At 73.1% G+C, this 26,300-nt stretch carries 25 protein-coding genes and 1 pseudogene; 5 read left to right on the top strand and 21 right to left on the bottom strand.

Going from position 1 to position 26,300, the window contains the following annotated elements; all coding sequences use genetic code 11:
- Both E1266_RS19540 and E1266_RS19535 read left to right on the top strand, forming a co-directional pair.
- The coding region (locus tag E1266_RS19540; RefSeq protein ID WP_132048975.1) for a cation-translocating P-type ATPase C-terminal domain-containing protein at positions 1 to 473 on the top strand (473 nt) is incomplete at its 5' end.
- A gap of 160 nt (positions 474 to 633) precedes the next feature.
- Complete coding sequence (locus tag E1266_RS19535; protein ID WP_279436334.1) at positions 634 to 1,215, top strand: sigma-70 family RNA polymerase sigma factor; 582 nt, start codon at positions 634 to 636, stop codon at positions 1,213 to 1,215.
- Positions 1,216 to 1,247: 32 nt separating this feature from the next.
- Here the strand turns inward: E1266_RS19535 and E1266_RS19530 are convergent, their stop codons facing one another.
- The 6 genes from E1266_RS19530 to E1266_RS19505 form a co-directional block, all read right to left on the bottom strand.
- Positions 1,248 to 2,120 carry an endonuclease/exonuclease/phosphatase family protein gene (locus E1266_RS19530; RefSeq protein ID WP_132048971.1) on the bottom strand — a complete coding sequence of 291 codons (873 nt, stop codon included), beginning with the start codon at positions 2,118 to 2,120 and terminating at the stop codon, positions 1,248 to 1,250.
- 18 nt (positions 2,121 to 2,138) lie between these two features.
- Positions 2,139 to 3,107 (bottom strand): ROK family glucokinase, encoded by a 969-nt coding sequence (locus tag E1266_RS19525; protein WP_132048969.1) that lies wholly within the window; start codon positions 3,105 to 3,107, stop codon positions 2,139 to 2,141.
- Between the two features lie 46 nt (positions 3,108 to 3,153).
- Positions 3,154 to 3,627: a hypothetical protein gene (locus E1266_RS19520; protein ID WP_132048967.1), complete on the bottom strand. Its 474-nt coding sequence runs from the start codon at positions 3,625 to 3,627 to the stop codon at positions 3,154 to 3,156.
- Between the two features lie 71 nt (positions 3,628 to 3,698).
- Positions 3,699 to 4,133 (bottom strand): SRPBCC family protein, encoded by a 435-nt coding sequence (locus E1266_RS19515; protein WP_132048965.1) that lies wholly within the window; start codon positions 4,131 to 4,133, stop codon positions 3,699 to 3,701.
- Positions 4,134 to 4,198: 65 nt separating this feature from the next.
- Positions 4,199 to 4,966, bottom strand: coding sequence for a metallophosphoesterase (locus E1266_RS19510; protein ID WP_132048963.1), 768 nt, complete (start codon positions 4,964 to 4,966; stop codon positions 4,199 to 4,201).
- Positions 4,967 to 5,013: 47 nt separating this feature from the next.
- Entirely contained in the window at positions 5,014 to 5,709 is a 696-nt protein-coding gene (locus tag E1266_RS19505) for a copper homeostasis protein CutC (RefSeq protein ID WP_132048961.1), read from the bottom strand.
- 230 nt (positions 5,710 to 5,939) lie between these two features.
- Between E1266_RS19505 and E1266_RS19500 the strand changes: the two genes are divergently transcribed.
- A complete protein-coding gene (locus E1266_RS19500; protein ID WP_132048959.1) occupies positions 5,940 to 7,730 on the top strand; it encodes an AMP-dependent synthetase/ligase in 1,791 nt (596 codons plus the stop codon).
- On the opposite strand, the gene E1266_RS19495 is transcribed toward E1266_RS19500, so the two are convergent.
- The 12 genes from E1266_RS19495 to E1266_RS19440 all read right to left on the bottom strand — a co-directional run bounded on the left by E1266_RS19495 (position 7,731) and on the right by E1266_RS19440 (position 22,767).
- Positions 7,731 to 8,402, bottom strand: a complete 672-nt coding sequence (locus E1266_RS19495) for an NAD(P)H-binding protein (RefSeq protein ID WP_132048957.1) — start codon at positions 8,400 to 8,402, stop codon at positions 7,731 to 7,733.
- Positions 8,403 to 8,582: 180 nt separating this feature from the next.
- Positions 8,583 to 10,097, bottom strand: a complete 1,515-nt coding sequence (locus E1266_RS19490; protein WP_132048955.1) for a DUF1996 domain-containing protein — start codon at positions 10,095 to 10,097, stop codon at positions 8,583 to 8,585.
- A gap of 35 nt (positions 10,098 to 10,132) precedes the next feature.
- On the bottom strand, positions 10,133 to 10,738 hold the full coding sequence (locus E1266_RS19485; protein WP_132048954.1) for a DUF4142 domain-containing protein: 606 nt from the start codon (positions 10,736 to 10,738) through the stop codon (positions 10,133 to 10,135).
- Positions 10,739 to 10,913: 175 nt separating this feature from the next.
- Positions 10,914 to 12,425: an NADH-quinone oxidoreductase subunit NuoF family protein gene (locus tag E1266_RS19480; protein WP_132048952.1), complete on the bottom strand. Its 1,512-nt coding sequence runs from the start codon at positions 12,423 to 12,425 to the stop codon at positions 10,914 to 10,916.
- Entirely contained in the window at positions 12,422 to 13,276 is an 855-nt protein-coding gene (locus E1266_RS19475) for a hypothetical protein (RefSeq protein ID WP_132048950.1), read from the bottom strand. The genes E1266_RS19480 and E1266_RS19475 overlap by 4 nt, the downstream gene beginning before the upstream one ends.
- A gap of 7 nt (positions 13,277 to 13,283) precedes the next feature.
- Positions 13,284 to 15,386: a peptidoglycan DD-metalloendopeptidase family protein gene (locus E1266_RS19470; protein ID WP_132048948.1), complete on the bottom strand. Its 2,103-nt coding sequence runs from the start codon at positions 15,384 to 15,386 to the stop codon at positions 13,284 to 13,286.
- Positions 15,387 to 16,321: 935 nt separating this feature from the next.
- Positions 16,322 to 17,134, bottom strand: coding sequence for a hypothetical protein (locus E1266_RS19465; RefSeq protein ID WP_132048946.1), 813 nt, complete (start codon positions 17,132 to 17,134; stop codon positions 16,322 to 16,324).
- A gap of 17 nt (positions 17,135 to 17,151) precedes the next feature.
- Positions 17,152 to 18,279 (bottom strand): glycosyltransferase family 4 protein, encoded by a 1,128-nt coding sequence (locus E1266_RS19460; RefSeq protein ID WP_132048944.1) that lies wholly within the window; start codon positions 18,277 to 18,279, stop codon positions 17,152 to 17,154.
- A 121-nt stretch (positions 18,280 to 18,400) separates the two neighbouring features.
- Positions 18,401 to 20,044, bottom strand: a complete 1,644-nt coding sequence (locus tag E1266_RS19455) for a ubiquinol-cytochrome c reductase cytochrome b subunit (protein ID WP_132048942.1) — start codon at positions 20,042 to 20,044, stop codon at positions 18,401 to 18,403.
- A complete protein-coding gene (locus tag E1266_RS19450) occupies positions 20,041 to 21,156 on the bottom strand; it encodes a Rieske 2Fe-2S domain-containing protein (RefSeq protein ID WP_132048940.1) in 1,116 nt (371 codons plus the stop codon). The genes E1266_RS19455 and E1266_RS19450 overlap by 4 nt, the downstream gene beginning before the upstream one ends.
- Complete coding sequence (locus E1266_RS19445) at positions 21,153 to 22,058, bottom strand: c-type cytochrome (RefSeq protein WP_132048938.1); 906 nt, start codon at positions 22,056 to 22,058, stop codon at positions 21,153 to 21,155. Before E1266_RS19445 ends, E1266_RS19450 begins: the two co-directional genes overlap by 4 nt.
- A 52-nt stretch (positions 22,059 to 22,110) precedes the next feature.
- Positions 22,111 to 22,767: a heme-copper oxidase subunit III gene (locus E1266_RS19440; protein ID WP_132048936.1), complete on the bottom strand. Its 657-nt coding sequence runs from the start codon at positions 22,765 to 22,767 to the stop codon at positions 22,111 to 22,113.
- Between the two features lie 93 nt (positions 22,768 to 22,860).
- Between E1266_RS19440 and E1266_RS19435 the strand changes: the two genes are divergently transcribed.
- Both E1266_RS19435 and trpD read left to right on the top strand, forming a co-directional pair.
- The gene (locus tag E1266_RS19435) at positions 22,861 to 23,283 is read left to right on the top strand and encodes a response regulator transcription factor (RefSeq protein ID WP_132048934.1); all 423 of its coding nucleotides are present in this window, start codon (positions 22,861 to 22,863) and stop codon (positions 23,281 to 23,283) included.
- Between the two features lie 42 nt (positions 23,284 to 23,325).
- Complete coding sequence (trpD, locus tag E1266_RS19430) at positions 23,326 to 24,411, top strand: anthranilate phosphoribosyltransferase (RefSeq protein ID WP_132048932.1); 1,086 nt, start codon at positions 23,326 to 23,328, stop codon at positions 24,409 to 24,411.
- Between the two features lie 416 nt (positions 24,412 to 24,827).
- Here the strand turns inward: trpD and E1266_RS19425 are convergent, their stop codons facing one another.
- The 3 genes and pseudogenes from E1266_RS19425 to E1266_RS38075 all read right to left on the bottom strand — a co-directional run.
- Positions 24,828 to 25,115 (bottom strand): Lrp/AsnC ligand binding domain-containing protein, encoded by a 288-nt coding sequence (locus E1266_RS19425; RefSeq protein WP_132048930.1) that lies wholly within the window; start codon positions 25,113 to 25,115, stop codon positions 24,828 to 24,830.
- Positions 25,116 to 25,177: 62 nt separating this feature from the next.
- The gene (locus E1266_RS19420; RefSeq protein ID WP_132048928.1) at positions 25,178 to 25,927 is read right to left on the bottom strand and encodes a rhomboid family intramembrane serine protease; all 750 of its coding nucleotides are present in this window, start codon (positions 25,925 to 25,927) and stop codon (positions 25,178 to 25,180) included.
- Between the two features lie 36 nt (positions 25,928 to 25,963).
- Positions 25,964 to 26,300, bottom strand: a pseudogene (locus tag E1266_RS38075) (endonuclease); the annotation flags it as partial.

The raw sequence follows: 26,300 nt of genomic DNA, 5'->3' as shown, positions 1-26,300 counted from the left end.
CACCCACCCCGCCACCGACCACGGCAGACCAGCAGGACGCGGACCAGCGCGGGGTCGAGCAGCTCGGTGCGGCGCCGAGTCGCAAGTTCACGGGGGAGGATATGCGGCGCGTCCTCTGGGTGCGCGGCACTGCCACGGCCGCGGCCGCGCTGGTGAGCTGGCAGACCGGGCGGCTGACCCGGCTGGTCCCCGGCGGCCGTCGCCGGGCGTCCACGATGGCGCTGGCGTCCCTGGTCGGCGCCCAGCTCGGCCAGACCCTCATCGCCCGCTGGCGCAGCCCGCTCGTCATCGCGACCTGCGTCGTCTCGGCCGCCGCCCTGTTCGCCGTCGTGGAACTGCCGGTCCTCAGCCACTTCTTCGGCTGCACGCCCCTCGGCCCCGGCGCCTGGGCCATCGTCATAGCGTCGGCCGTCGCGGCGACCCTGGGCGCCGCCCTCGCCCCCCGCCTGCTCCCGCCCGCGGCGACCGGCTGACCAGCGCCGCCGCCCGGAGATGTCACACCTGATCGTTATGCGCGGTCTATACGGGGCATACGGAGCTTTTCAGGTTCGAGTGGGGGGACGAAATGACCATTGCAGCTCGGAAAGCGCGGTCCCGTGTCCGGAGCGGCACCGGAAGGGGCCCCTGATGACGATGATGACGGATCCGGGGGCGGACCACGAGCGGCAACGCTTCGAGCGGGACGCGATGCCCTACATCGACCAGCTGTACGCCGCCGCGCTGCGCATGACCCGCAACCCCACGGACGCCGAGGACCTCGTCCAGGACACCTACGCCAGGGCCTACGCGTCGTTCCACCAGTTCAAGGAGGGGACCAACCTGAGAGCCTGGCTGTACCGCATCCTGACCAACAACTACATCAACGAGTACCGCAAGCAGCGGCGGCGGCCCACCGAGGCTCCGGGCGAGGAGATCGAGGACTGGCAGCTCGCGGAGGCGGCCTCGCACACGCCGGGCGGCCTGAAATCGGCCGAGACCACCGCGCTGGAACGGCTCCCCGACTCCGAGGTCCGGCAGGCCCTCGCCGAGCTGCCCGAGGAGTTCCGGCTGCCCGTCTACTTCGCCGACGTGGAGGGCTTCTCCTATAAAGAGATCGCGGAGATCATGGGCGTCCCGATCGGCACCGTCATGTCCCGCCTGCACCGGGGACGGCGCCGGCTCCGCACCCAACTCGAGGACTACGCCCGCGAACGCGGCTTTGTCGCTGTGTCATAGCAGTCCAGGCCCACTTCGCTCGCTGGCGCTCGCTATGTGACGTGTTTGCGGCAGTCCAGGCCCACTCGCTCGCTGGCGCTCGCTATGTGACCTGGCCTGGGCGAGCGCGGCATCGCTTCGCGATCTTCCCGGTGAGGCTCGCCTTCGGCTTCACCCCACCGGTCAGGTAACGCGCTCGCGTGCGCGGCCGGGGTCTCCGGGAGGCCGACGTCCACGTCCGCTACGAGGGGGCGGTGGTCTGTGGCTTTGGGGTAGTCGGCTGTGAGCGTTTCGTCCTCTATGGGGACTCCGCAGCTCGTGATGCGTATGGAGGGGTCGGTGAAGACCGCGTCTATGCGCCTGCGGGGGTTGCGGGCGGAGAACGTCAGCTCGCCTCCTGCGGGGGCGGCCGCGTAGGCGTCCTGGAAGTGCCTCGTCAGGACCTTCCAGGACTCGCCGCCGGGGTCCTCGTTGACGTCGCCGGCGAGGACGACCGGGGCGCGGTACCGGGCGCGGGCACGGCCCAGGTGGGCGAGGATCTCGTCGACGTGGCGCAGCCGCGGAGCGTCCGCCAGGTCGAGATGGGTGCTCGCCGCGATGAACGGGACTCCCCCGGCCTCCAGGACCGCGATCGCGAGGGCGCGGCGGTGCAGGCCCGCGTCCGGGGTGAGCAGGTGGAACTCGCGGGCGACCCGGCGGACGTGCGGCGCGGCCAGGACGGCGAGCCCGCAGGCCCGCCGTCCCGCCGCGACGCGCAGCCCGCACGCCCGCGCCAGCCGGCGCCGCTTGAGGCGCCAGGCCCAGAAGCGCGGGACCTCCTGCACGCAGACGACGTCCGGGGCGATGGCGCGGACGACCCGGGCCACGGCGGCCGGGTCGTCGCGCAGCGACCGGACGTTGTAGCTCAGCAGGCGGACGGACGCCATCTCCGGACCCGTGCGCGCCTAGACGATGACGTCCTGGAGGGGGCGGACGCGGGCCAGGTCCGCCGCGCCGACGATGCCGGCCGCCGACCCCAGCTCGGCGATGCGGATGTCGGGCAGGGGGCGGTGACCGCGGCCGGTCAGCGCGTCCTCGAACGCCGCGCGGATCGGGTCGAGGAGGAGGTCGCCGGCGTCGGACAGGCCGCCGCCGATGATGAACGCGCCCGGGTCGAGGATCGCGCTGAGGTCGGCGAGGCCCTGGCCCGCCCAGTGCGCGATCGTCCGGAAGCACTCCAGTGCGGCCTTGTCGCCCTCGCGGGCCGCCTGCGACACCTCCGGGCCGCTGATGCCCTCGGGGCGGCCGTCGCCGAGCTCCAGCAGGCGCCCCGCCATCGCGGGCGCCACCCGGGCCAGGTCGCGGGCCTCGTGGACGAGGGCGTTGCCGCTGGCGTACTGCTCCCAGCAGCCGCGGTTGCCGCAGCCGCAGCGGCGGCCGTCCGGGACGACCCGGAAGTGCCCCATCTCCGCGCCGATGCCGAAACGGCCCCGGTACAGCTCGCCGTTGATGATGATGCCGCCGCCGATGCCGGTGCCGAGGGCCACCAGGACGAGGAAGTTCTCGCCGCGCCCGGCGCCGAACCGGGCCTCGCCCCACGCGGTGGCGTTGCCGTCGTTCTCGACCACCACGGGCAGCCCGACGCGGCTCTCCACCTTCTCCTTGATGGGCTCTTCCCGCCAGGCGAGGTTCGGGGCGAACAGGACGGTCGACCGGGTCTCGTCGACGAAGCCGGCGGTGCCGAGGCCGACCGCGGACACCTCCTCGAACTTGCCCTTCAGGAGGTCGACGACCTCGGCGATGGTCTCGGCGGTCTCCTGCGGGTTGGTCGATGGAGTCGGCCTGCGTACCTTCTCCAGTATCGTCCCCCGGTCGTCGACGACCCCCGCGGCGACCTTCGTACCGCCCACATCCACGCCGATGGTCAGGGCCATGTACCCTTCCTCCTCCTCGAGCGCCCCGGCTGGAGCCTGAACCGCACTACCCGATGTCGGTGGGGCCGCCGCCCGTGGCGGCCGACCACGCATCGCCCGAATCAGGACGTTCCGACCGCTCGGACCTACCCGCCCGCGGGCTCTTCGACGCCTCCGGCGGCCGGTTCCGGCGGGTCCGGTCGACGGCGGCCACCACGTCGAGCGCGGCGGCGAGGAGCGACTGCCCGGCCTCGTGCAGATGGCGGCCCACGTCACCGCCCGCCTCGCGCTTGATCACGATCGCCCGGCAGACGGGGCAGTCCCGGCACTCGGGCGCGCCGGTGGCGATGTGCGGCCGCTCCCCGGCGGGGACCTGCGGCTGCTCGGCGGTGGCGTCGGCCCACACGTCCTCGCCCGCGCCCGGCCCGCCGCCGCTCGGTTCGTCGGCGTCCCGGTCCCGGCCGCCGCCGCTCACCCGCCTGATCAGTGCGTCGAAAAGCTTGGCCGCCTCGTCCAGGACGTCACCCGGCTGCTCACTCATGGGTCCATCTTCCATCGGTCGTCGGCGTGACGGTATCGCCTCGTCGCCGTGTTCTGGTGGCTGCGGGGTGTTCAGCTCTCCACGTGGCGCTTGAGGCCCTTGAGCGCGGTGTCGATGATCCGCTTCTCGCCCTTGCGCTTCACCATGCCGATCAGCGGGATGCGCACGTCCACGGCCAGCTCGTAGGTGACCTCGGTGCCGCCGTCCCGCTCGGCCAGGCTGTAGGAGCCGTGCAGGCCGGTGACCACCGAGCCCGCCTCCACCAGCTTCCAGGTCACCCGGTCGTCGCCCTCCCAGGTGTAGGCGAGCCCGACGGTGTCGCTGAAGGGGCCGCCGTCGAACGTCAGCTCGGCGCGCGACGCCCGGCCGTCCTCGCCCGTCTCCTGGACGGTGATCCCGCGGATGCCGCTCGCCCACTCCGGGTACGCCGGCAGATCGGCGATCACCGCCATGATCTCGGACTTGCCCGCCTTGACCGTGATGGTGGAACTCGTGCGGTCCGCCATCGGCGTCTCCCTCCGGCTCGTCGTGGGCCCGCGCGCGGGCCCGCTGTCCCTAGAGAACGTATCTTTCACACCGTCAGGACGTACGGCACGCCACGGGCGCGGAAGTGCCCCACGTTCACGCACTCGGTGCGGCCGATGCGCATCCGGCTCGCCAGCGGCTGGTGGACGTGCCCGAAAAGGACGTACCTGGGCTGCGTCCGGTGGATCGCGTCCAGGATCGCCGCGCTCCCCCGCTCGAAGCGGCGCGCCACCGTGTCGTACAGCAGCTCGGGGACGTCGGGCGGGATGTGGCAGCACAGCACGTCCACCTCCCCGACCGCCTCGACCTTGGCGGCGTAGGCGTCGTCGTCCAGCTCGTAGGGCGTGCGGTACTCGGTGCGCAGGCCGCCGCCGACGAACCCGAACCGGAGCCCGCCGATCTCGGTGGTCTCGCCGTCCAGGACGCGGTGGCCCTCCTTGAGGTGCGCGCCCCACATGCGCGGGACGTCCACGTTGCCGTACGTCAGGTACGCGGGGGCGGGCATGGCGGAGAACAGCTCGGCGTACTGCTGGTCGACGGCGCGCTCGATGTGCGGCCACGCGTCGCCTTCGAGCGAGGACCAGAGGGCGCGGGAGAACTCGCGGGCCTCGTCGAAGCGCTTCTCGGTCCGCAGCCCGATGAACCGGGCGGCGTTCTCCTGGCCGAACAGGTCGGCGAAGATTCCCTGCGCGTGGTCGTGGTAGTCGATGAAGAGGATCAGGTCGCCCAGGCAGATGAGGACGTCCGCGCCGTCCGCCGCGCTCGTCAGCGCGTCCGCGCGGCCATGGACGTCGCTCACCACGTGGATCCGCATGAAACGACTGTAATGGGACGGGCCGCAAGCGGCCACGGCCGGGATCGTCAGCCGGTCGCGGCCGACACCAGGGAGCGCCACTCGCTCACCAGGGCGGGGTCGACCGGGGCGTCCCATGCGCCGTCCCGGCGGACGGCGGTGCCCACGTGGAACGCGGTGACGCCCGCGGCGGCGAGGACCGCGACGTGCTTGCGGCGCAGCCCGCCCCCGGCCATGATCATCTCGGCCGCCTCGGGGCCGGCGGCCGCGCGCCGGACGAGGACGTCCACCCCGGCGTCCACGCCCCGCGCCGAACCGGCCGTGAGGACCGTGTCGAGCCCGCCGCCGAGGTGGCGGACGGCGTCCCACGCCTGGGCGGGGACGGCGGCGTGGTCGACCGCGCGGTGGAACGTCCAGGGCAGCGGGGCGATGTCGGCGGCGAGCTTGCCGGTGGCGGCCGTGTCGACGTGGCCGGACGGGTCGAGGAAGCCGAACACGAACCCGTCCGCGCCCGCCTCGGCGAGGCCGGCCGCGGCGCGCCGCAGCCGGTCGAGCTCGAAACCGGTGGTGCGGAACCCGGCCTTGGCCCGCAGCATCACCCGGATCGGCAGCGACGTGGCCTCCCGGATGGACTCCACGACGTCAGGATCGGGAGTAAGGCCGTCGGCGGCCATGTCGGCGGCCACCTCGATCCGGTCGGCGCCGCCGTCCTGCGCCGCACGGGCGTCCTCGGCCGTCAGCGCGATCACTTCGAGCAGCGACATGGGCGTTCCCCCGGAACGGCGTTCGTGTGCGACCGGATCAAGCGTAGGCGACCGGGCGGCCGGCGCCGCGGCCGACGGCCGGTCTTTGCCGTGCCGTTAACAGCCGCTGTCAGCCGGTGCCGATGCGGCGTCCACCCTGGAATAAGCCCTACTCGTGGGTATCATTCGTGCACGGAGAATCCCCAGCGGACTTCCCCGCCCACCTCGACGATCGACTACAGGAGCAGGCCGTGCGCGAGTTCAGCGTCCCCGCGATGGTGGAGGTCCCCGACTCCGCCACTCTGACCGACGCGCCCTTCACCCGGGCCGCCAAGGAGCCGGGCGCCATCGTGGCGCGCCGCAGGAGCGGCGACGCCTGGAGCGCCGTCACCGCGGCCGAGTTCACCGAAGAGATCACCGCCGTCGCCAAGGGCCTCGTGGCCGCCGGCATCGAGCCCGGCGACCGGGTCTGCCTGCTGTCGCGGACGCGCTACGAGTGGACGGTCCTCGACTACGCCGTCTGGACGGCGGGCGGGGTGTCCGTCCCCATCTACGAGACCTCGTCCGCGGAGCAGATCGAGTGGATCGTCGGCGACTCCGGCGCGAAGGCCGTGTTCGCCGAGACCGCGGACCACATCGCCAGGGTCGAGGAGGTGCGGGAGCGGCTTCCCGAGCTCGCGCACCTGTGGGGCATCGACGCGGGGGGCATCGACGAGGTCCGGAAGCTGGGCGCCGAGACCGGCGACGACGTGGTGGAGGAGCGCCGCGGCTCCCGCGGGGCCGGCGACCTCGCCACGCTCGTCTACACCTCCGGCACCACCGGGCGCCCCAAGGGCTGCGAGATCACGCACGGGAACCTCGTGTCGACGTCGCGCAACGCCGTCCAGGGCGCGATCGCCGAGGTCGCGGTCGAGGGCAGCTCCACGCTGCTGTTCCTGCCGCTGGCGCACGTGTTCGCCCGGCTGATCCAGGTCGCCACGATCGAGGGCGGCATCGTCCTCGGGCACAGCGACATCAAGAACCTGCTGCCCGACCTCGGCTCCTTCCAGCCGACGTTCCTGCTGGCCGTCCCCCGCGTGTTCGAGAAGGTCTACAACGGCGCCGAGCAGAAGGCCGCGGCCGACGGCAAGGGCAAGATCTTCAAGGCGGCGGCCGAGACCGCGATCGCCTACAGCCGCGCGCTGGACGGCGGCGGCCCCGGCATCGGCCTCAAGGCGAAGCACAAGGTCTTCGACGCGCTGGTGTACAAGAAGCTGCGCGCGGCGGTCGGCGGCAAGGTCGAGTACGCGGTGTCCGGCGGCGCCGCGCTCGGCGAGCGGCTCGGGCACTTCTTCCGCGGCGTCGGCATCACGATCCTGGAGGGCTACGGCCTCACCGAGACGACCGCCCCGGCCAGCGTGAACCGGCCGACCGCGCTGAAGATCGGCACCGTGGGGCAGCCGATCCCGGGCGTGGACGTCCGCATCGCCGAGGACGGCGAGGTCCTCGTCCGCGGCATCAACATCATGCGCGGCTACTGGAACAACGAGGCCGCCACCAAGGAGGTCCTGGAGGACGGCTGGCTGCGCACCGGCGACCTCGGCGCCCTGGACGACGACGGGTTCCTGCGGATCACCGGCCGCAAGAAGGAGATCCTGGTGACCGCGGGCGGCAAGAACGTCGCGCCCGCGCCGCTGGAGGACCGGCTCCGCTCGCACCCGCTGGTCAGCCAGTGCCTGGTCGTCGGCGACGGCCGCAAGTTCATCAGCGCCCTCGTCACGCTGGACGAGGAGGCGCTCGGCCCGTGGAAGGCGCAGCACGGCAAGCCCGAGGCGATGACGGTGGACGAGCTGCGCCGCGACCCCGACGTGATCGCCGAGATCGAGGGCGCGATCGCCGAGGCCAACAAGTCGGTCAGCCAGGCCGAGTCGATCAAGAAGCACGTGATCCTCGGCGTGGACTTCACCGAGGAGGCCGGGCACATGACGCCGAGCCTGAAGGTCAAGCGCAACGTCGTGATCCGGGAGTTCGCCGACGAGATCGAGGCGCTCTACACGGGCTGATCAGCGGCCGGCCGGGCGCAGCGCGGCGACCGCGTCCGCGATCGCGGTGTCGCCGTTGAGCAGGTCGAGGGTGCGGCGGCGGACGTCGCCGGCGTCGAGGAGCGCCGCGATGACCGCCGCCACATCGTCGCGGGTCACCGCGCCGTACCCGATGGGCGGCTCGGCGAGCGCCACCCGGCCGGTCGGCGGGTCGTCGGTGAGCCGTCCCGGCCGCAGGATCAGCCAGTCGAGGGCGCCGCGGCGGCGCAGGTCGTCCTCCGCCTCGCCCTTGGCCCTGATGTAGGCCTCCCAGACCTCGCCGCGGCCCGCCGCGGGCGCCTCCCCGGCGCCCATCGCGGAGATCTGCACGAAGCCGCGGACGCCCGCGCGCTCCGCCGCGTCCGCCGTCAGCACCGCGGCGCCCCGGTCGACGGTGTCCTTGCGCGCCGCGCCGCTGCCGGGGCCCGCCCCGGCGGCGAACACGACGGCGTCCGCGCCCCGCAGGTGGCCGGCGACCTCGCCGGCGTCGGCCTCCTCCAGGTCGCACAGGACCGGCTCGGCGCCGGTGTCCCGCACGCCGGCCTCATGGCCGGGGTTGCGGACGAGGCTCCGCACGGTGTCGCCCCGCGCGGCCAGCAGCCGCGACAGCCGCAGTGCGATCTTCCCGTGCCCGCCAGCGATCACGATGTCCATGCCGCGATCGTAATGCGCCGGACGCCGCCCGTCCCGGACCGGAGGGCGGGCGCGCCGGAGCCGCGCCCGCACGCGCGAGCGCGGCCGGTGAGGCGCCGCCGAAGGTCGAAACGGCATCCCCACCGGCCGCGCGTCCGGGTTCACCCCAGGGCGGTCCGGGTCACCCGGACGTCGGATGGATCAGTACTGCTGGTTCCTGGTGGCGGGCTCCTCCGTGGACGGCGCCGGCTCCTGGCTCGGGTCGGCGGGCTCCTCCGTGGGGACCGCCGGCTCCTCGGTGGGAGCGGCCGGCTCCTCCGTGGGGGCGGCGGGCTGCTCGGTCGGCTGCCCCTGGCCCTGGCCGTTGCCCTGGCCCTGGCCGCCGCGCATGCGCTTGCGGCCGTTGACGGTGTTGACGACCTGCTGCATGAGCTGCTCGCCCATCACGTTGATGAAGTCGCCGTGGTCGGTCACCGGGTCGTGGCCCGACTCGGGGAAGCTGTCCAGCGCGAACGCCAGCGGCTGGGCCGGGACGTCGTAGGTCAGCGTCATCCGCAGCTGCGGCACGGCCAGGGTGCCCTCCGGGCAGGCGCCCGTCCGCTCGTCGGGGAAGGCGATGTGGTCGCGGTGGTTGGCGCTGTCGGTGTTCTGGCCGTCCCAGCAGCTCGCGAAGTTCAGCACGCGCGTGACGAGGCTGCCCTCGGGGCACAGCGGGTACTTGTCGGTGAACGCGCGGTTCTCGAAGCCGGTGCAGGTCCACTGCGCCTTCGCGTTCTGCAGGCCGTTCGTCACGGCCTTGGCGTCACCGGTCGCCATGCGGATGAACTGCGGCATCGCGACCACCCGGCTGCGCGGGTTGCCGAGGAACTCCAGCTTCACCTCGGCCGGCTCCACGATGCTGCCGACGTTGCCGTCGATCCGGCTCTGCTCGGCGCGGTCGGAGTCGTCCTCGCCGTCGCGCAGCCGCAGCACCGGCCAGAAGTACGTCGACTTGTCGCCGTTCGTGCAGGTCGTGCCGGCGGCGGCGAGGGTCTCGTCGGTCGAGAAGGCGTCGGTGTCGAGGTTGCCGACGTAGTCGTGGATGTGGTGCGCGCCGTTCACGACGCCGGGCGCCGCGACCACGTTGTCGGGGTTGTTGTGCGCCTGGCCCTCGTTGGTGCCGCAGTCGACGCGGAACACGCCCTTGGAACCGCGGCGGGTCGTGCGCGGCTGCCGGACGCGGGGCGCCTGGCGGATCGGGACGTACTGGTCTTCCCTCAGTTCGGGGATCTCGACCTGCTGGTCGTCGCCGGGAGGCTGCTCGCCATCCGCCGGGGGCTGCTCCCCATCCGCCGGGGGCTGCTCCCCATCGGCGGGCGGCTGCTCGCCGTCAGCCGGGGGCTGCTCCCCGTCACCGGGGGGCTGCTCGCCATCGGCGGGCGGCTGCTCGCCATCGGCCGGGGGCTGCTCCCCATCCGCCGGGGGCTGCTCCCCGTCGGCGGGCGGCTGCTGCCCGTCGCCGGGGCTCTGCTGCCCGTCACCGGGCTGCTGGCCGCCGTCGGGGTCGCCCGGATTCTTGACGTCGTCGAGCTGTCCGCCGTCGAGATCCGAACCCGCGGCCGGGGTGCTCTGGCCCGGCTGCGGACCCGCGGCCCCGCCGGGCGTCACCTGACACGCCGACGTGACGAGGGCGAGCGCCGGGATGATCACGGCGAAGGCTTTCTTCTTACTTCCCATGGAAAGGTACTCCCTTTTGCGGGGTGGGATGTACGTCACTTCAGGGCACGCCTGGGAACCAGGCCGGTGCTCTCCAGCAGCGACATGTGCGTGTTGACGAACTTCATGGAACGTTCAGCGAAAGCGCGGACCACGCTGTTCTCGGACTTCGACCTCACCTGGGCGATGACGGTGAACACCGCCCCGTGGGCGGCACGCAGCCGGTGCACCCAGATCTTGTCGTAGTCGGCGCCGTATTTACCTGACATCTCGCGCAGGTAGGCTTTCTGAGTCCCATTCGGTTCGTTGGGCAGGATGACGCCGAGCTGCTCCGCGGTCGCGCGGGCGTCGGCGTCGAGCTGCACGTGCTGCTGCCAGATGATCTCGGCGACCTCCCGCACCCGGGGGTTGGAGGCCCGCTGCTGCGCCTGCTGGCCCGCGGGAATCTCCCACAGGCCGGCCTGCCTGACGGCGACGAGCAGCTTCCTGTCCAGCGTGCTCATCGGTCCCCAGCGGGTGTTCACGGTGCCACCGAGGTTCGCCGCGCCACTGGCGGGGACGCCCACCGGGTTCATGATCACCACGAAGGCGGCCCCCACGGCCGCCACGGCCGCCAGAATCAGCAGGATGCGACCCAAGCGCGGGCGCGACAGCCTGCGCACTTCGGCGATTCCGTAGGATTTCCTCAAGGGAACTTCTTCCTCCTTTCGAGGATCTCTCGACGGACCCGGCGCGGGTTTGGTGGGAGATACGCGCCACGCCGTGCCGGGGGTTCAAACACGATCAGCTGATCTGCTCTTTTTTTCGCGCCCATAAATGGGCGCACGGGTGCCGCGGTCAGCGCCGCGACGACACGCCGGGAACGCCCTCGACGACGCGCAGCGCCAATGCGGGGCACATCGCGACGGCCTTCTGCACGTCCTTCTCCATCCACGACGGAATGTCGGTGCCGAGCACGACGGGGAAGCCGTACCGGTCGAGCTGAATCAGCTCGGGCACGATGTAGGCGCACAGCCCGTGGCCGTCGCAGCGGCTCCAGTCGATCGCCACCCGGCCCTCCGAGCCGGTGGGCACCGGCAGCGGCAGGACGCCGTAGGTCGACAGGCCGCAGCCGCCGCCCCACCGGTGGGCGTCGATCTCGGCGGCGAACGCCTCCATCGCCGAGAGGACGAACCTCGCCGTCCCGTCCGGATGGGTGCAGGCGCCGCGGCCCCGGCCGATGCCGGCGGCGCGGCGGACGTCCTCCACCGTCCCCGCCCCCTCGGTCAGGGCGTTGAGGGCCCGCACCACGTCGGGCAGCCCGAGCCGGCACGGCCCGCACTGCCCGGCCGACTGCGCGGCCAGGTAGGAGGCGATCCGGGTGACCTCGCCGAGCGGGCAGGTGCCCTGGGTGAGCGGCAGGATGATCCCCGCGCCGACCGTCCCGCCGACCCGGCGCATCCCGGCCCGCGACAGCACGGCACGCGACACCCCGGCCGGGTCGAGCCACATCCCGTGGAAGCCGCCGACGAGCACGCCCGGCGACGGCGGCACCTGGCAGTGGTCGAGCACGGTCTGCAGCGGCGTGCCGAGCGGCGCCTCCACCACCTGCGTCTTGCCGATGGTGAGCATCGTGGTGCCCGGCTCGTCCTCCGTCCCGGCCGAGGCGTACAGGTCGGGGCCGAGCGAGACCAGGACGGCGAGCTGGGCGAACGTCTCGGTGTTGGACAGCAGCGTCGGGTACCCGTCCACGCCGGAGTCGGAGGCGCGGACCTTGACGCCCGGCGGGATCGGCACCTCGCCGTTGATCGCGCGGACCACCGCGCCGCTCTCCCCCGAGATGAACCGCTCGGTCAGCCGGACGACCCGCGCGGGCATCCGCCGCTCGCTGATCGCTGCGCGCACCGAGCGGGCGGCCTCGTCGTCCTCGACGGCCACCACGATCCGCTGGGTGCCGAGCGCGGACGCCGCGATCTGCGCGCCGTCCAGGACGAGGTGCGGGGCCCGGCCGAGCAGCACCTTGTCCTTCGAGCTGCCGGGCTCGCCCTCGGCGCCGTTCACCACGATGACGACGTCCTCGCAGGAGCCGCGCTCGTTGCCCTTCTCGCCGGGCAGCAGCGCGGTCTGGTCGGAGGTCGGGTAGTTGACCCGCGCCGCCACGGCCATCAGCTTGCGGGCGAACGGGAACCCCGCTCCGCCGCGGCCCCGCAGGTCGACCTGCTCGCACATCCGGACGATGTCGTCGAGCTCGGGCGCGAGGAGCCTGCCGTGGACGGCGAGGTGGCGGTCGAGGTCCAGGCGGTCGAACCGGTCGAAACCGAGCGTCAGCCGGGGACCGCCGATGCCGGAGACGGCGACGGTCGAGGTCATCGGTAGGCCTCGGTGTCACGCCCGCCGCCGTACACGGGCATGCCGCGCGGGTCCTGGACGGTGCCGCGCGGGTCGTCGTCGGCGTCGTAGCCGTAGTCGCCGAAGGGGTCGGTCTCGCGCGCGCGGGCCACCGCGGCGGCGCGGGCCTCCTCGTGCTCCATCGCCGCCATCGCGCGCCGGTCGCGGCGCCGCCCGGCGCCGTCCGGCCGGGAGAACGGGCCGATCTCGTCGTCGACGCGGTTCAGCTCGCGCGGCTTGACCACCACGATGATGCGGGTCATCAGGGCGAGGACGACGAACACGACGCTCAGCACGTAGGACAGCACGACCCAGTTCGCCGCGGCCCGGCCGGCGGTCAGGCCGTGCACGATCGCGAACGGCCAGGCGAGGTAGGCCAGGACGTGCACCGACCGCCACATCCAGACCTTGCCGCGGTTCGCGAACCGCGCCCGCAGCAGCCCGCTGATGACGATGACCAGCATCAGGTCGACCGCGATCGTGCCGAGCCCCACCGCCCCGCCCGCGGGCACGACGACGTTGACGGGCAGCGCGAGGCCGGCCATGACCTTCACGGCCACGTGCGCGACCAGCATCGCCACGACCACGATCGCGGAGGCTCGGTGCAGGGCCTGCGCGAGGACGCGGTGCCGGATCTTCAGGATGAGGCGGTCGGTGGCGAGCAGGCCGCTCATCACCGCGACGGTCATCGAGACGAGGGCGAACACCCCGGCGAAGAAGTTGAGGAAGTACTGCACGTTCGCGACCGCGACGGCGCCCTGCGGGGTCGCCGCGCCGACGAGCACCAGCAGCGCGCCCGCGAGGACGAGACGCAGGGCCCAGGTGGGGACCATGGGATCATCACTGTTGCGAATTCGCACCGCTCTGACTCCTGTTCTGGTTGGCGGCCGCCTCGGGGGCGGGCGTCGAACCGGCGCCGTCGTCCGCCGGCGGGGCGGGGGGCGGCACCGGCGGCGGAGCGTCCTCCCCGGCGGGGACCGAGCCGAGGTTGGCGATCAGTCCGCCCGGAAGCACCTGGAGCGCGCCGCGCTCGGCGAACCCGAGGAGGGGGTCGGCCCGCTCCCGGAACGTCCATCCGCCGAGCTGCGCGCCGTCGAGCGGGACCCGGCCGCCGCCGTGGCGGAGCCCGAACCCGACCTCGGCGCGCGGCGAGGCCGCGCCGCCGCAGGGCCGGTCGGTGCCGGCGCGCCCGAGCGGCGCGCCCTGCGAGACGACGGCGCCGTCCTTGACCCGCGGCACGCTCTGCAGGCGGTAGTAGGTGGTGGCGACACCGCTGGCGTGGACGACCATGACCATCGCGCGCCCGGCCGAGTCGGAGCAGAAGCGGTAGAGGTGCCCGCTGCCCGCCGCGAGGACGCGGCCGTCGCCGCCCGAGAACGCCAGCGTGCCCAGCGGGCGCGCGGAGCCCTCCGAGGTCGTCATCGTCCACGCCTGGCCGGTCTTGAACGGCAGCATCAGCCGGTCGCCGGCCCGCGAGCCGTTGACGAGGGCGGTGGCCTGCTCGGCGGTGACCGCCCCGTACCGGCGCAGGGCGGTGACCTCCGCCGCCGCCATGACGTTCTTGGGGACGGCGCCGAGCAGGGTGGTGAACGCGCTGCTGCCGGAGAGGCCGACCTGCCACTCCTCGCCGGTCCAGCGCGCCGCGTAGAACGCGACCTCCGGCGCCGCGGAGCTGCCCGTCGGGACGGGGATCGCGGTGGTGCCGAACGCCCACGTCCGGTCGGCGCTCGTCCGGGTCAGGTCGACGATCGGCCTGCCGCCCGCGGGCGCGCCGTACGCCTGCTGGGCGGCGGCGCCGCGCTCGTCGATGGTCAGCTTGCGCACCTGCGCGGAGAGCACCGCCAGGTTCGGGGCGGCGGTCCGGTTCGCGGGGCCTCCGGCCTGCCCGCCGGGCTGCTGCGGCGACTGCGGCTGCTGCTGCGCGGGGTTGCCGCCCGGCCCGGCCGGGGCGAGGGCCCGCTCCGAGCCGGCGGGGTCGGACGTACCGCCGATGGGCCCGCCCTCCAGCAGGGCCCGCTCCGCGATGCCGAGCAGGGACAGCCCGACGGCGGTGGACAGCACGATCGCGCCGATGCTCATGCGGTCGGCGGGCCCGCGGCCGCGCCGCGGCTTCGCCTTCGGCCCGGGCCGCTGCGGGGCGGGGCGCCGCGTCGGGCCGGCGGCCGGCGGCCGCGCCGGCGGACGCGTCCGCGCCGGGCGCTCCTCCGCGCGCTGCCGGGCGGGCCTCGGCGGCCGTCCGCCGCGCGGCTGGAACTCGCGCGACCGGTCCCGGCCGGGCCCGGTCCCCTCGGCCCGCGCGTCGAAGCGCTCGAACCGCTGCCCGGTGCCCTGGTTGCGAGCGTCGAACGACCGCGTCCGGGCGTCGGGCTCGCCGGTGCTCCACGGCGCGGCCGGGCGCGGGCGGGCGGCGGCCGGCCGCGGGCGGGCGGCGGGCGGCTCGTTCCGCGCCCCGAACCGCGTGCGCGCATCCGGTGCGCCGAACCGGGTCCGGGCGTCGGCCGGGTCGTTGCGGACGCCGAACTGCCGCGCCCGCACGTCGGCCGACGGCTCGTTGCGAGCGTCGAACGACCGCGTCCGGGCGTCGGAGGAGTCGTTGCGGGCGTCGAAGGACCGCGTCCGCGCGTCGAACCGGTCGCCCTCTGCCGAGGACGGCCTGTTGCGCGCGCCGAACTGGTCCTCGCGCCGCTGGGACCGCTTCGCGCGGGCCTCGTGCCGCTTCATCTCGCGGCGGCTCGGCCCGCGGGTCCCGCGCCGGCCGCGCTCGGCCCCGTCGGGCTGCTCCGACCACCAGGACCCTTCGGGCCACTGCGGCAGCGGCTTCGGCTCGCCGGACCGCGGCCCCGTACGGGGCGCGGGTCTCGACGAGGGACGCGCGGACGTTTCCGCCCACGGTGAAGCATGCGTGTTGTTCCGGGACGCATGCCCGTTATCGCGTCGCGCCATGCCCTCTCCTGTGGAGGAGACGGAGGGCTCGGCGAACGCCGGTTCGGTTCCGGACCGCTGGGCTCGTCACCCGGCGGCCTTCCTGCTGAGACAGTTCGGGGAGCTCGGCATGGGAGCCCGCTCGCTCCCACCGCGTTCCCCGGACGGGTTCCGGAGAACCCGCTCGATCACTCAGGGAGCATACGCCCCCTGGGTCGCCCAGATGTGCGTTGGTACCAAAAAAACCTTTCAGACCTTAACCCGTGGCCGTTCCACTCTCCACTCCAGTACGCGCAGACGCCCCCGGCGCGTTCAGCCCTCCGGCAATCGATCCCGGCCCGTCTCCCGTGGTCCCGGCCGTCCCGGCCCTCCTGGCCCGGGGGGCCGCAGGCGCGTTCCCAGGGCGCCTGCGGTGGCGGGCTTAGTGAGAACTGATCCGTCCCTTAAGCGCGCCCTAACGGGGATGCCGGCGCGGCCGGCCGCCCCTAGCTTCGGGTGTGTCCACGACCGCGGACGCACACGGCGGCAGGAGGTGCCCGGATGAATCGATCACCGCGACAGGGATCAGCCCACCGGCGCCGCCCGCCCGTCCACCGCGCCCGCGGCCGGGCACCGGCGGAGCCGCACCCCACGGGACCCCGTCCCGCGGAGCCCGATCCCAGGGGACCGGATCCCGGTGGGCCGCTCCCGACGGTGCCGGATGCCGGGGCCGTGCCCCGCGCTCCCGTCCACGCGAACTCGATCCGGCAGTCCGAGCCGCCCAGCACGGCGCGCCCGTCTCCAGGTTCCTCCCCCAGGGCGCCGGGCCGGCCGCACCGGATCACACCACCCTCGGCAGGGGCGTTCGCGTGGAACTGGTCTCGGGAGCGGGGCACGGCCCCAACCGGACGCCGGTGCCCGGGAGGGACCGCGCCTACGGCGCGGGGGCGCGGGTCCCCTCCCGGGCACCGGTACGGCTAACGCGTCCAGGGCAGGCGGACGGCCTCCAGGTCCGGGTCGGCGAGCACGGCCTCGACGAGCGCTGCCGGGCCGACGACCTTCGTCCCCCACAGGTCCCAGTCGCAGTAGACGACCCACGAGCGGTCCTCGGCCCACAGGTCGGACGGGCAGCTCGACATCGCCGGATGGTCGTACAGGGCGGCCGCGTCGCCGAGCCGCCCGGCGAAGACCGTCTCGTCCTCCCAGTCGGCGGTGATGAGCGGACAGTAGTACGCAAGGCAGCGGGTCCCCGAGCCGGACGGGCTGTGCCGCAGCAGCACCCCGATCAGCCGGTACCAGCTCTCCCGGTCCAGGCAGCCCTCCGCGGGCGGCTGGATCGCCGCCGACCAGCTCCCCGCCGGATGCCCCTGCCGCAGGCAGCGGTTGCCGGGCAGCTCCCCCTCCGGGACGACCGGCTCACCGAACCCGCGCGCGAGCTCCTTCCACCGCAGCCGCCGCCAGCCGGTGCCCGGATGGCCGCTGCGGCCGAGGTCGGTACCGGTGACGATCGCGCCCTCCAGCAGGTCACCGACGTCGCCGGGGAGCTCGCCCGCCGGGTCGGCCAGCGCCGCCGCGGGGTCGGTCAGCCCCGCCGCGGCCACGGACTGGTGGACATCGTCGTGGGTGGTGGTGACAAGTCCCTCCTCCCACGCGTACATGGCGTGGAGGAGCCAGACGGCGTCGGGGCGGCGCGGCGGCTCGAACCCCGAGTAGCAGTGATCGGGATCCAGGTCGTGCAGCCAGCGGGCGGCCTCCCCGGGAACGCGGGCCCATGCGTCCTCGATGTCCATAGCGGCATCCTGTCATCTCAGGGGGTGAGCAGGCCTCCCAGGCGTGCGGCCTGTATCTCCCAGCGCCATTCCCGCTCTACCCAGGCGCGTCCCTTCTCCCCCATCGCGCGGGCGCGGCCGGGGTCGGCCAGCAGCCCGGCGAGGGCCTGCGCCACCCGGGCGACCGAGCGGCCCGGCACGACGAGCCCGGTCTCGCCGTCCAGGACGGCGTCGGGCGCGCCGCCGGAGTCGCCGGCCACGACCGGGAGCCCCGTCGCCGACGCCTCCAGGTAGACGATCCCGAGCCCCTCCACGTCCAGGCCGCGGCGGCGCGTGCGGCACGGCATCGCGAAGACGTCTCCCGCGTCGTAATGAGCGGGCAGCTCCTCCCAGGGGACGCCGCCGGTGAACACGACCGACCCGGCCACGCCGAGCGACGCGGCGAGGCGCTCCAGCCGGTCCCGGTACGGCCCTCCGCCGACGAGCAGCAGCACCGCGTCCGGCACCGTCCGCAGCACGTGCGGCCAGGCGTGGATGAGGGCGTCCTGCCCCTTGCGCGGCACCAGGCGGGACACGCACACCGCCACGGGACGGCCGTCCAGGCCGTGCCGCTCCCGGATCTCCCCACCGCCGGCGCCCGCGCGGAACACCTTCTCGTCGACGCCGGGAGCGAGCCGGGTCATCCGGGCCGCCGCGTCCCGCGACAGGGCCCGCGCCATCCTCGCCCGCGTGTACTCGCCCAGGTAGGTCAGGACGTCCACGCCGTCGCCGATGCGGCGCAGGAGGCCGCGCGCCACCGGCAGCGACGCCCAGCCCGCCTCGTGCCCGTGCGTGAGGCCGACGAGCGTCCCGGCGCCGGCCCGCCGCAGCGCCGGGGCCAGCAGCCCCAGCGGCGCCGCCGCGCCGAACAGCACCGAGTCGCAGCCCTCCGCGCGCAGCACCTCCCCCGCCCGGCGCAGCACGCCCGGCTCCGGCAGCATCAGCGAGCCCGGATGGCGGACGACGGGGAACGGCTGCGCCGCGTCGAACTCCGCGGCGCCCTCCCAGTCCGGGGCGTACACGACGACCGAGCCGGGCGGGCGCCGCAGCGCGAGGCCGTGCACGAACGCCTGGATGCCGCCCGGCCGGGGAGGGAAGTCGTTGGTGACGAAGAGGGTCCTGGTCATCGTCCGGCCAGAATACGGAACCGGCGCCGCGCCGGTCCCGGCGGGACGGGAAAGGCCCGGCACCGCGGATGCGGTGCCGGGCCTCTCTACGGCCTGGTTACTCGACGGCCCGGGTCGCAGGTCAGCGCTTGGCTTCCCGCGACTCCTCGGAACCCTCGATGGCCTTCTGCTCCCCCTCGCCGTGCCCGCCGTTCCCGTGCTCCTCGATGGGGATGTCATCGAGGGTCCACGCGCGGTTGAGCCGCGAGCGCAGGTGCCCGACCGGGCCCTTGGCGGCGGGGATGCCCGCCGCGTCCCGGTCCGGCGCCGCGGGCAGCGCGGTCTCCTTGGACAGGAGCACGTGCATCTCCGCCTCGCGCGCCGGCTCGTGGCGCTCGGAGAACCGGCCCTCCGGCGACATGACGATCACACCGCTCTCCACACCGTGCGCGACGGACTCGGCGTCCTTGCGCTGCAGCCCGATGCAGATCCGCTTCGTGATGATGTACGCCAGGACCGGGCCCACGAAGAACGTCACCCGGAAGAACCACGTCGTGGCGAACAGCGAGATGTGGAACCGCTCGGCGAGGATGTCGTTCGCGCCGGCGATCCACAGCAGCCCGTAGAACGTCACCGCGGCCATGCCGATCGCGGTGCGGACCGGGGCGTTGCGCGGCCGGTCGTTGACGTGGTGCTGCCGCTTGTCGCCGGTCACCCACGCCTCGACGAACGGCCACACCGCCGCGCCCGTCATGATGATGCCGAGCGGCAGGAGCGCCGGGATCAGCACGCTCAGGCTGAGCGTGTGGCCCCACGCGTTGATCTCCCAGGCGGGCATGATCCGCAGCGAGCCCTCGAGGAAGCCCATGTACCAGTCCGGCTGGGAGCCGGACGAGATGGCGCCCGGGTCGTAGGGACCGTACAGCCAGACCGGGTTGATCTGGAAGAACGCCCCGAACAGCGCCGTGACGCCGAAGACGAACAGGAAGTAGGCGCCCGTCTTGGCCATGAACACGGGGTAGAAGGGGTAGCCGTACACCTGCTTCTCGCTCTGGTGCTTGACCGGCATCGCGGTGTGCTTCTGATGCCACATGATCATCAGGTGCGCGGTGACCAGGGCGAGCAGCAGCGCCGGGATCAGCAGGATGTGCAGCATGTACAGCCGCGGCACGATGTCCTGGCCGGGGAACTCGCCGCCGAACAGGAACATGTAGATGTAGGTCCCGACGACGGGGATCGACTCCGCGACGCCCTGGGTGATCCGCAGCCCGGTGCCGGACAGCAGGTCGTCCGGCAGCGAGTAGCCGAACAGGCCCTCCAGGATGCCGAGGGTGAACATGGCGAGGCCGATCAGCCAGTTCAGCTCGCGCGGCTTGCGGTAGGCGCCGGTGAAGAACACCCGCAGCATGTGCGCCAGGATCGACGCCATGAACAGGATCGCCGCCCAGTGGTGGATCTGCCGCATGAGCAGCCCGCCGCGGACGTCGAAGCTGATGTGCAGCGTCGAGGCGTACGCCTCCGACATCGCCACGCCCTGCAGGTTCGTGTACGAGCCGTCGTACACGACCTCCAGCATGCTCGGCTTGAACCAGAACGTCAGGTAGACGCCGGTCAGCAGCAGCACGATGAAGGAGTACAGGGCGATCTCGCCCAGCATGAACGACCAGTGGTCGGGGAAGACCTTCTTGACGTTCCGGCCGAAGAACGTCGTCGACCCGAGACGCTCGTCGACGAAGCCGAGCGTGCCCTCTACGGCCTTGGGCGGAGCCGTGGTGGTCTCGCTCATCCGCGCTCCCAGAAGCTCGGTCCGACGGGCTCTTGGTAGTCGTCCGTCGCGATGAGGTAACCGTCCTCGACCGACAGCGGAAGCTGCGGCAGCGGCCGGGCGGCCGGGCCGAAGACGACCTTCGCCGCGTCCGTGGCGTCGAAGGTGGACTGATGGCACGGGCACAGGATGTGGTGCGTGGTCTGCTCGTACAGGGCCGCCGGGCACCCCACGTGCGTGCACACCTTCGAGTACGCCACGGTCCCGTTGACGTGCCAGTTGGCGCGGCCCGGGGCGGGCTTGAAGTCGGCCGCGGGCACGTTGATGAGGATCGTGACCGCCTTCGCGACCTCGGTGAGCAGATCCTCGTGGGGAACGTGCTCCTCCATGCCCTCGGGCAGCACGGTGATCATGCTGCCGGGGGCTGCGAAGTCGCTGACCCGCAGCGGCTTGTTGGTGCCGTCCACGACCAGCCGGACGCCCTGCTTGCCCTCCGCCTTCGCGCGCTCCACGGCCTTGGCCCAGTAGGTGCTGCGGAGCTTCTTCTCCGGCAGCGGGCCGAGGTCGCGCAGCAGCACCAGCGGCGCCAGCCCGAGCGGCGCGGCGGCCAGCAGCAGCGTGCGGCGCAGCAGCGGCCGCTTGGTGATGCCGCTGTCCTCGGCGCCCTCCACGAAGTCCCTGGCGAACGCCGACCGGGTCTCCTCGTCGGCGGCCAGGTCGTGGCGCTCCTGGACGATCGGCTTGCTGGTCATCAGCCGCCGCACCCAGATCGTCACGCCGACGGCCATCGCGAGGAACGCGAGCGCCATCGTCCCGCCGAGCCAGAAGTTGGTCTCGCGTGCGTCCTCGACGCCGTGCATGCCGCCGTCGCGGCCGCTCCAGCCGATGAAGTACGCGATGAACGTCACGCTGGCGGCGAACGCGAGCAGGAAGAGCGCCGCGACGATCCGCTCGGCCCGCTTGGCCGACTCCTCGTCGAGCTGGTCGCCCGCGCCCGCCGGCGCCGAGATGTCGTCCTCGGCGAGGAGCGCCTTGTCCCGCGCCGGCGACGGCGTGCCGATCACGCGCTCGCGCCGGGCGCCCTCTTCCCGCGGGTCCGTCGAGCCCGCGGTCTCCTTGTTCTCGTCGCTCATGACTTCTTCAGCTTCTTCGGCTTCTTCGCGGTGATCCACATCGCCGCCAGGACCAGCAGGCCGAGGCCGACCAGCCAGCCGACCAGGCCCTCGCTCACCGGGCCGATGCGGCCGAGGCCGTTACCGCCCGGGTTCGGCTCCTCGCGCACGTTGACCAGGTAGGCGATGATCGCCTGCTTGTCCTTCGGGGTGAGCGTGCTGTCGTTGAACACCGGCATCGCCTGCGGGCCGGTCAGCATGGCCTCGTACATCTGGGTGGGCGTCACGTCGTGCAGGTCCGGGGCGTACTTGCCGCCGGTCAGCGCGCCGCCCTGCCCGGTGAAGCTGTGGCACTGCGCGCAGTTGGTGCGGAACAGCTTGCCGCCCAGCGCGACGTCCCCGCCCTCGGGGTCCACGGCCGAGGCCGGCGGGACCTCAGGGCCGCCGCCCAGCGTCTGGATGAAGGCCCGCAGGTCGATGACGTTCTTCTGCGCCTTCGCGAGCTGCTCCTCGGCCTGCTTCCGCCGCTTCGGGTCGTCGTAGTCGGTCTTGATCGACGTGTTGAAGGTGGGGATCGGCTCCTTGCGCGGCACCTGGGCGCCCGGGTTCATCGCGGGCATCCGGCCCGTGGTGACCTGGAAGTCGACGGATGCGGCGCCCACGCCGATCAGGCTGGGGGCGATCGGGTTGCCGTCGGCGTCCTTGGTGCCCTCGGCGTTCAGCCCGTGGCAGCTCGCGCAGTTCTTGTTGAACAGCTCCCGGCCGTTCTCCAGGTCCGGCGCGGCCTGCGCGCTGCTGTGCGCCTCGGCGCGGTCGGTCTGCGGCGAGAAGCCGGCGTAGACGACGCCGATCGCCGCCAGGGCCGCCAGCACGACGGCGTAGCCCGCCCACGGGCGCCGTCGCCATGCGGTGATCCTTTTCACGGAAATCCCCGTTCGGGTCATGTCTTCTAGTGGGTCAGGGTCGTCAGGCCGGTCACAGGTCGAGCAGGTAGACGGCCGCGAACAGGCCGATCCACACCACGTCGACGAAGTGCCAGTAGTAGGACACGACGATCGCGCTCGTCGCCTGCTCGTGCGTCCACCGTTTCGCGGCGTAGGTGCGCCCGAGGATGAACAGGAAGGCGATGAGGCCGCCGATCACGTGCAGGCCGTGGAAGCCGGTCGCCAGGTAGAAGACCGAGCCGTAGGCCGAGGACGCGAAGGTCAGTCCCTCGTGGGTGACGAGGTTGTAGTACTCGTATCCCTGGCCGGCCACGAAGTAGGAGCCCATGAGGAACGTGAGCACGTACCACTCGCGCAGGCCCCAGCGCCGGACGTTCAATATGCCGCCGTCACGGCCCACCTTGCCGGCCTCGGCCTTGAACACGCCGATCTGGCACGTCACCGAGGACAGGACCAGGATCGTGGTGTTGAACGCCGACAGGGGCAGGTCCAGATGGGCACCCGGCCACGCGTCATCCCCATGCTGGCCGATCGTCACGGAGCGGATCGTGAAGAACATCGCGAACAGCGCCGCGAAGAACATCAGCTCGGACGACAGCCAGACGATGGTCCCCACGCTGGTCACATTGGGACGGTTCGCCCGAACGTGGGGTGTTGTCTCTATCGCGGAAGCTGTCACGGGCGCCATTATTGCGCCCCTGTCCCACGAGTGACGCAGGACCCCCCTTCTACGGTTCCCGAGCGTGTCCGCCGGGCTCCCGACCCGGTAACCTTCACGTCCATGAGCACCGCCCCGGAGAGCCTGATGAAGGTCCTCGTCTACAGCGACGACGCCCACACCCGCGAGCAGATCCGCATGGCGATCGGGCGCCGCCCCGCCGCCGGCCTCCCCAAGGTCGAGTTCGTCGAGCGGGCGACGCAGCCCGCCGTCGTCGAGCGGCTCGACGAGGGGGACATCGACGTCGTCGTCGTGGACGGCGAGGCCCAGCCCGCGGGCGGCCTCGGCGTCTGCCGCCAGGCCAAGGACGAGGTGTACGACTGCCCGCCCGTCCTCGCCGTCATCGCCCGCCGCGACGACGGCTGGCTCGCGACGTGGTCGCGCGCCGACGCCGTGGTGAGCCTGCCGCTCGACCCGGTCGCGGTCGCGAACGCGGTCGCCGGCCTCATGCGCAAGCGCGCCGAGACCCGTCTCCCCGTCCTGTAGACCCCGGGTCCGCCACCCGTCGACGCCGTAGGGACCGCCTCCATGCACCGGCCTTCCGACCACCGGGCCTCCGACCCCCGGGACGCGCGCACCACCTGGCCCGCCCTCCTCAACGCGCTGCTCGCGGGCGAGTCGCTGTCCAGCGAGGAGACCTCCTGGGCCATGAACAGCATCATGGCCGGGGACGCCACCGACGTGCAGATCGCCGGCTTCGCCGTCGCGCTGCGCGCCAAGGGCGAGACGGTCGAGGAGGTCACCGGCCTCGCCGAAGGCATGATGGACAACGCCACCCCGATGGACGTCCCGGGCCCGATCGCGGACCTCGTCGGGACGGGCGGCGACCGCGCCCACACCGTCAACATCTCCACGATGGCCGCCGTGGTGGCCGCCGCCGCGGGCGTCCGGGTCGTCAAGCACGGCAACCGGGCGGCGTCGTCGTCCTGCGGCGCCGCGGACCTGCTGGAGAACCTCGGCGTCGCCATCGACCTCTCCCCCGGCGCCACCGCGCAGGTCGCCGAAGAGCTCGGCATCACGTTCTGCTTCGCGCCGCTGTACCACCCGGCGCTGCGGCACGCGGCCCGCACGCGCAGCGAGCTCGGCACGCCGACCGTCTTCAACTTCCTCGGCCCGCTCACCAACCCGGCCCGTCCCACCGCCCAGGCCGTCGGGGTGTTCCACCCCCGGATGGCGGGCGTCGTCGCGGGCGTGTTCGCCGCCCGCGGCTGCTCCTCGCTGGTGTTCCGCGGCGATGACGGCCTCGACGAGCTGACGACCACCGGCACCTCGACGGTGTGGGTCGTCCGCGACGGCACCGCGACCGAGACGACGTTCGACCCGTCCGACCTCGGCATCCCGCCCGCCAAGCCCGACGACCTGCGCGGCGCCGACGCCGAGTTCAACGGCCGGGTGGCCCGCGAGACGTTCGCCGGGCGGCAGGGCCCCGTCCGCGACATGGTGCTGCTGAACGCCGCCGCGCTCATCACGGCCTACGACGGCACCCCCGCGCCGGACGCGCTGACCCCGGCCCTGCGCGACGCCTACGAGCGCGCCGCGGTCGCCGTCGACTCCGGAGCGGCGAACACCCTCCTCGACCGCTGGGTCGAGGTATCGCAGAGCCTGAGGGGCTAGCCCCGTGGGGCTGTACTAGCCCAGGGGGCGACCCCCTGGAACCCCCGGTCCGAGCCGGTCGATCCTCACGCCACCGTTGCGCTCTGGTGTGACCGTACGGGGTGTGCGGTGTCGCTGCGGTCGCCCGGCTCGGCGGGTCACGCGACCTGCGCTCGCTGCACTCGCTCCGGCCGCACGACCCGTGGGGCTGTGCTAGCCCAGGGGGCGACCCCCTGGAACCCCCGGTCCGAGCCGGTCGATCCTCACGCCACCGTTGCGGTCTGGCGTGACCGTACGGGGCGTGTGAGTGTCGCTGCGGTCGCCCGGCTCGGCGGGTCACGCGACCTGCGCTCGCTGTACTCGCTCCGGCCGCATGACCCGTGGCGATCATTTATGTCGTTGAGCGTGTGTGCTACCGCCCAAGGAGGCGACGGGGGTCAGTCGGCGTTGGGGAGGCCTAGGGAGAAGGCCTGCTCCAGGTCGTGTTGGGAGTAGGTGCGGAACGCGATGTGCGTTTCGGTGCCGAGGACGCCCGGGACCTTGTTGAGGCGGCCCGGGATCACGTCGTTCAGTTCTTCGTGGCGTCCCACCCGGACCATCGCCATGAGGTCGTGCTCACCGGTGATGGAGTAGACCTCGCTCACGCCGTCCAGGGCGGCGATCGTCTCGGCCACCTCGTGGATGCGCGCGACGTCGGCCTTGACGAACACGATGGCAGTGACCACTTCACCCTCCCCGTGTGGTTATGGCGCTGTGCTTGCGACGTTCCGACCCTACCGGGCGGCGATCAGCCGCGGCTCAGCGCGGCGAGGCGGCCCGCCGGGCCGGCGCGGCGGGCCGCCAGCGCGAACGCCACACCGGCGACGAAGCCGTAGATGTGCGCGGTGTAGGCGACGCTGCTCTGCTCGTCGCCGAGGGACAGCCACTGCAGCACGAACCAGTACCCGAGCACGACCCACACCGGCAGCCGGATCACGATGATCGGCGGCACGAAGCTGACGATGCGCCCCCGCGGGTTGAGGATCACGTAGGCGCCCATCACGCCCGCGATGGCGCCGGACGCGCCGATGAGCGGGACGAGCGAGTCCGGCGAGGTGAAGGCGAAGCCGTAGACGGCCACTAGCCCGAAGGCCAGGTAGCTGAGCAGGTAGCGCCACCGGCCGAGCCGGTCCTCGACGCCCATGCCGACCACGAACAGCGCGACCAGGTTGCCGAGCAGGTGCAGCGCCCCCGAGTGCAGGAACATCGAGGTGAACGCCGACGTCCAGGGCGCCTTGCCGAAGTCCGCCGGGCCGCAGGACCGCACGATCCCCGCCGGGATCGGCTGCTGGTCGCCGGTCGTCAGCTCCTTGGGGACGGCGCCGTACTCGTAGGTGAAGTGCGCCGCGTTGCACTCGCGGACCCGGTCCTCGCCGTACCAGGCGGCGAAGTTCGACATGGGGGTGATCAGGAACACCACGACGTTGGCCGCGACCAGCAGGTACGTCACCCAGGGGACGCGCCGGGCGGGCTGGCTGTCGTAGAGAGGCAGTGCCATGCAGGGGTCGTCCTCTCCGCGCTCCGGGTTCCACGGTCACCTTAGCGGGCGCACACCCCTCGGACGGGACGCCTCGCGCCGCTCGTGAGCCCTGTCGCGGCCTTGGTCGTAGCCGCGCTCGTAGGCGCGGTCGATGAACGCGCGCAGGCCCTCGGCGCCGTGCGCGGGGCACGTCCAGGCGCCGTCGACCTCGACCAGCCGGACACCGGGCAGGTCGAGCCAGCGCAGCACGCACTCCATCTCCTCGGCCGTGGCGCCCGCCGACGGCGGCTCGCCGAGGGCGACGCCGCCGGGCGCCTCGCCGGCGGGCGGGAAGACCGTCTCGGCGGTGGCGACGAGCGCGTCGACGTAGGGCCGGGGGTGGGCGCGGGGC

Source organism: Actinomadura sp. 7K534 (genome assembly GCF_004348575.1).
In the GTDB taxonomy this organism is placed as follows: domain Bacteria; phylum Actinomycetota; class Actinomycetes; order Streptosporangiales; family Streptosporangiaceae; genus Spirillospora; species Spirillospora livida.
The sequence above is the reverse complement of the archived record's forward strand: the minus strand, read 5'-3'. Positions and strand labels throughout refer to the sequence as shown.